Below are 4,882 nucleotides of genomic sequence, written 5' to 3'. Positions count from 1 at the left end.
AAATCACGATGAGAAATCGCTTCGAGAATATCGACACGGCTGATCCCATACTCTTCGAGGAGCATACACGCATAAGTATGACGCTCTTCATAGACCGCTGCGATCAAATCTCCCACATCGGCTGCCTCTTTTTGAGCGCTTCGGACATGCTGCATCATTCCATCGATCATTCGAGCCAAAGCCACCGTCTCAAACGGCTCCTGATCCACTTCATCGGGCAAAGCTTCCATCGTCTGTATCAAATACGCACCCAGTGCTTCTCGGATAAGCTCAACGTCTGCACCGCAAGAGCGGATAATCGCATCTCCATCGGGTGAATTGAGCAAGGAGAGCATCACGTGTTCTATTGTGAGATATTCGTGCCGCTGATGGCGTGCAAACGCAATCGCTTTTTGGAAAATCGCATTGAGTTCAGTACTCACCATGATTATGCCTCCTCCATTAATGCTTTTAGGGGAAATCCGTTTTCACGTGCCAAAGATGAGACTTGATGCACTTTCGTTTCCGCCACTTCGTACGAATACACACCGCATAAACCGCGACCATTTTGATGTACTTGAATCATAATATGGTGTGCATCTTGAAAGTTTTTACGAAACAGTTTCATCAAAATATCGATTACAAAATCCATCGAGGTGTAATCGTCATTGAGCAAAAAAACATTATACTGCTTCGGATGCTCTACTAAAGAATCTAAGTGTGTCGAGTGCTCGTGTTTTGTCGCCATATTTGAACTATACCAAATCTTTTTAAATTTTTACCGCATCTACAAAATCATCAATGATCGCTTCAGCACTCTCTAACCCAATTGAAATACGGATAAGCCCAGCGGTTATCCCTAAAAACTCTTTGATTTGATCATCAAAATCACGATAAATAGTCGATGCCATATGCAGACCTAATGTTCGGCTATCCCCAATATTCGCGGTAATAGTAATCAATTTAGATCGATTTAAAAACTCAAATGCGCGCTCTTTGCTCCCCATATCGATAGTGAGTATGGTTCCGCATCCATTAGCAAACTGGCTCAGATAGCGCTCATGATGAGGATGGTGTGGCAAGCAGGGATGATTAACGACAAACCCTTTTTCATAAAGTGCTTTTGCAACGCTCTCTACCGTCGTAACAATCCGATCCAGACGTAACGGCAACGTCTCCAATCCCAACATCGTTAAATAGCTACCGAATCCGTTGGCCGACATACCGAAATCACGCAAAGCCCGTTTTTTAGCTACCGCGATCAATGCCATTGATCCCATTTTTTGGATAAACGGATGAATATCGCGGTAACGATCCTCTTTAAATTTATCCGATCCCTCAGTGATAGCACGGTAGACCACCGCTCCGCCAAGCGCGGACGCATTTCCCGTGATAATTTTCGTCGTCGAGTACACGACGATATCGGCACCCAATGACAGAGGTGCGATACTCAGTGGAGTCGTCGTGTTGTCCACCATCAATGCAACACCGAAACGGTTCGCGATCGAGCTGATTTTCGCAATATCGGGAAGACGCATATTGGGATTTCCGACACTCTCCAAAAAGATGATTTTCGTTGCCGTATTGATCGCTTCTTCGATACCTGCCAACTCATCCACATCAAAAAATTTCGTGGTGATCCCAAATCGGGTCAATGTTTCGGAAAAATACGAATAGGTTCCTCCGAAAAGTCCCCCGATACTGATAATCTCATCTCCGGATTTCAAGAGGCTAAGGGTCGCCATCGCGATAGCGCCCATTCCGGTTGATGCACTCACCGCACCGATTCCACCATCCATTGAGGCCAACACCTGCTCTAGTTGTGCCGATGTCGGATTGCCTACACGAGCATACAGCGGCTTTTTAATGGAGCCTTCAAATATCCCCTCGCCCGTTTCACTGTTTCCGTATCCAAACGATGCGGAATTAACCATAACGGGACTTACGGGTCCCTCTTTTTTCCCCACTTGCTGAACAATGCGGGTTGTAAACTCTTCAAAGCGATTCATCATCAAACCTGTATTAAAATGAGACAATTATAACCTAAAAGGGTAGTCCGTTGAGTAAACGCATTTTCATCACCGCAACCAACACCAATATAGGCAAGACATACACCTCTAAACTGCTGATAGAAGCCTTTGTGCGCCTTGGGTTACGCGTCGGTGTCTACAAACCGATCGAAACGGGAGTGATCACGGTTGCACCCGATGCAAATGCCCTATTTGAAACCGCATTGATCCATAATCCGACACTGAAAGCGTTATCCCTGAACGATATAGTGACCCTTCAATTACCGCTTCCAGCCGCCCCTTTTGTAGCGAATAAGGGAAAATCGATCGATCTCGCCATCTTTGATACTGCACTGGCAAAAATCGAAGCCCTCTGCGATCTCGTCATCATCGAAGGGGCGGGGGGATTAATGGTTCCGATTGATGATGAGAAGATGATGATCGATCTTCCCCGCCACTTCAATGCTCTAACCCTGCTCGTAACTCACTGTAATCTCGGCTGTATCAACGATACGTTGCTCAGCATAAAAGCTCTCGAAGAGGCTAAACTCCCCTTCATCGTCGGTTTTAACTGCCGAGTCGAAGATACTTCTTTTGAGACGACATCCCTCCCTTATCTAAACCATCGATTCTCATCAATTTACCGAATCGATCATGACATCGATACCATTGCCAAAGCACTTTTAGATACAATATCATCATAAATACGAGGAAAATATTATGAAACATCTTATCCGTACGGACGATTTTACGACCGAACAAATTCTTCACGTTTTACAGGATGCAGAACACTATTTATCGGGACAATTCGACCCCATCCTCAAAGAAAAAATCATTATTACCCTCTTTTTCGAAAATTCAACCCGTACGAAAAGCTCGTTTGAAATCGCCGCAAAACGTCTCGGTGCCGAAGTGGTTCATCTCGATGTACAAAAAAGTTCTACCCAAAAAGGGGAAAGCCTTGTCGATACGGCGCTCAATCTCGATGCAATGGGACCGCATGCGATGATCGTCCGTCACGCTCATGCGGGTGTCCCGAATATCCTCGCTCAGCATACACGTGCTTCGATCATCAATGCGGGTGACGGCGCTCATGCCCACCCGACACAAGCGCTTCTCGATCTCTTTACCCTCCGCCGCCACTTCGGGGATCTTAAAGGGAAAAAAATAGCCATCGTCGGAGATATCAAAAACTCCCGCGTCGCCAACAGCAATATCGAGTTATTGACCCGATTCGGGATGGAGATCACCCTCGTAGCTCCGCCGCACTTTCTCCCCGAAACCTCTCTTCGAACAACACACAACATTCGTGACGTGATTGATGACATCGACGCGATTATGTCTCTACGTACCCAAACAGAGCGCCACTCGCACCAAACCTACGGTTCACTCAAAGACTACGGAAGCGATTTTTGTATTACTCAAGAACTCGTGGGGAGTCGTGATCTGATCCTTCTCCATCCGGGACCGGTACATCGTAATATCGATATTGATGACATGATGCTTAAAGACCCGAGATGTAAAGTATTAGAGCAAGTACGCAACGGTGTAGCAATTCGTATGGCAGTCCTTAAAGCCCTTATCGCCTAATGTTCCAAACATTCACTTCCCTCGTCACCTCGGGAGTTCCGTGTTTTTTTTATACTGATTTTAATGGGGAACAGCTTCACTGCTATACGTTAGACGAACTCTCCGCCCACGACATCGAATTCTCATTCAACAGTGCTTCCCATAACACCAATTTTCCCCATAAACCAAAATTTTCTCCCGTCTCATTGGATCATTATCGTCAAAAATTTGATGTCGTACAAGAGCATATCCGCAGCGGTAATACCTATCTCCTCAATCTCACCCAACCGACACCGATAGAGCCTGAATACTCCATAAGTGAAATTTACAATATGGCGCGTGCCCCGTATAAATTTCGTGTCAAAGATAGCTTTGTCTGCTTCTCCCCCGAGCCCTTTATCACCATCGAAGGAAATACGATACATACCTATCCGATGAAAGGTACGATTGACGCATCACTTCCTGATGCCGTCGAGATCCTATTAAATGACCCCAAAGAGATTGCGGAACACACCATGATCGTCGATCTTCTCCGTAATGATCTAGGAATCGTAGCAAACACCATTGAGGTCAAAGAGTTTCGTTATATATCCACCATCGATACCGGAAATAAAAAGCTACATCAAGTAAGTTCACATATTTCAGGGTCATTAGAAGGCAACTGGAGAGAAAACGTAGGTGAGTTGTTAAAAATACTGTTACCTGCAGGAAGTATCAGTGGTACACCGAAACGAAAAACAGTTGAGATTATCCAAGAGGTTGAGGGGTATGATAGAGGTTATTTTAGCGGTGTATTTGGGTATTTTGACGGCATGAACCTCTATAGTGCCGTATCTATCCGTTTTATTGAGCAAATTGAGGGACAATTCATCTATAAAAGCGGTGGGGGAATCACTGCTGATAGCGATTATATACGTGAATACAATGAAATGATCGATAAGGTCTATATACCTTAACGTATACTCGCCTGAGATTTTAGTTTTTTAAGTGTTTTAGGTCCAATCCCTTTGACATTCACCAATTCGTCTACGCTATTAAACGCTCCGTGAGATTTCCGATATTTAAGAATTTCTTCTGCCTTTGCAGGACCGATACCGTAAAGGGTTTGTAACTGTGCCGAGTTAGCACGGTTAATATTAACTGCACCGAATGTGAGAGAAAAGAAGAGAAAAAGAATTGTGAGTATTTTAACCATATCTAACCTCAAAAAATAAAGTGATAGATTTTAGCGTGTAAAAGCTGGTTTGTCAATTATTGTGATGATGATATGAATTTGTGATTGAATAAGTTTAGGGGATTTTGTATTGATGAAGAGGAATCTCTGA

At 44.4% G+C, this 4,882-nt stretch carries 7 protein-coding genes; 3 read left to right on the top strand and 4 right to left on the bottom strand.

Annotated features, from left to right (window positions below; translation table 11 throughout):
• The 3 genes from JZU62_RS06410 to JZU62_RS06400 all read right to left on the bottom strand — a co-directional run.
• Window positions 1–425 (bottom strand): Clp protease N-terminal domain-containing protein (locus JZU62_RS06410; RefSeq protein WP_295013044.1); only part of this gene is annotated, 425 nt, incomplete at its 3' end.
• A gap of 2 nt (window positions 426–427) precedes the next feature.
• Entirely contained in the window at window positions 428–727 is a 300-nt protein-coding gene (locus JZU62_RS06405) for an ATP-dependent Clp protease adaptor ClpS (protein WP_295013043.1), read from the bottom strand.
• Window positions 728–749: 22 nt separating this feature from the next.
• Window positions 750–2,015, bottom strand: coding sequence for a PLP-dependent transferase (locus JZU62_RS06400; RefSeq protein WP_295013042.1), 1,266 nt, complete (start codon window positions 2,013–2,015; stop codon window positions 750–752).
• A 23-nt stretch (window positions 2,016–2,038) separates the two neighbouring features.
• Between JZU62_RS06400 and bioD the strand changes: the two genes are divergently transcribed.
• The 3 genes from bioD to JZU62_RS06385 are packed head-to-tail and all read left to right on the top strand — an operon-like array spanning window position 2,039 to window position 4,513.
• Window positions 2,039–2,692, top strand: coding sequence for a dethiobiotin synthase (gene bioD, locus JZU62_RS06395; RefSeq protein ID WP_295013039.1), 654 nt, complete (start codon window positions 2,039–2,041; stop codon window positions 2,690–2,692).
• Window positions 2,693–2,708: 16 nt separating this feature from the next.
• Complete coding sequence (locus JZU62_RS06390; protein WP_295013037.1) at window positions 2,709–3,578, top strand: aspartate carbamoyltransferase catalytic subunit; 870 nt, start codon at window positions 2,709–2,711, stop codon at window positions 3,576–3,578.
• On the top strand, window positions 3,578–4,513 hold the full coding sequence (locus JZU62_RS06385; protein ID WP_295013034.1) for an aminodeoxychorismate synthase component I: 936 nt from the start codon (window positions 3,578–3,580) through the stop codon (window positions 4,511–4,513). The genes JZU62_RS06390 and JZU62_RS06385 overlap by 1 nt, the downstream gene beginning before the upstream one ends.
• Here the strand turns inward: JZU62_RS06385 and JZU62_RS06380 are convergent.
• Complete coding sequence (locus tag JZU62_RS06380; RefSeq protein WP_295013046.1) at window positions 4,510–4,743, bottom strand: helix-hairpin-helix domain-containing protein; 234 nt, start codon at window positions 4,741–4,743, stop codon at window positions 4,510–4,512. The genes JZU62_RS06385 and JZU62_RS06380 overlap by 4 nt on opposite strands.
• Between the last annotated feature and the right edge of the window lie 139 nt (window positions 4,744–4,882).

This window comes from Sulfuricurvum sp., from assembly GCF_019163035.1.
Taxonomy (GTDB): Bacteria; Campylobacterota; Campylobacteria; order Campylobacterales; family Sulfurimonadaceae; genus Sulfuricurvum.
Note: the sequence above shows the minus strand (reverse complement) of the source record. Positions and strands in the feature narration are given on the sequence as shown.

What these genes read in the sequence shown, in the direction of transcription:
- JZU62_RS06405 (WP_295013043.1), bottom strand. Translation starts at nt 727, where the DNA reads ATGGCGACAAAACACGAGCACTCGACACACTTAGATTCTTTAGTAGAG.
- JZU62_RS06390 (WP_295013037.1), top strand. Translation starts at nt 2,709, where the DNA reads ATGAAACATCTTATCCGTACGGACGATTTTACGACCGAACAAATTCTT.
- JZU62_RS06385 (WP_295013034.1), top strand. Translation starts at nt 3,578, where the DNA reads ATGTTCCAAACATTCACTTCCCTCGTCACCTCGGGAGTTCCGTGTTTT.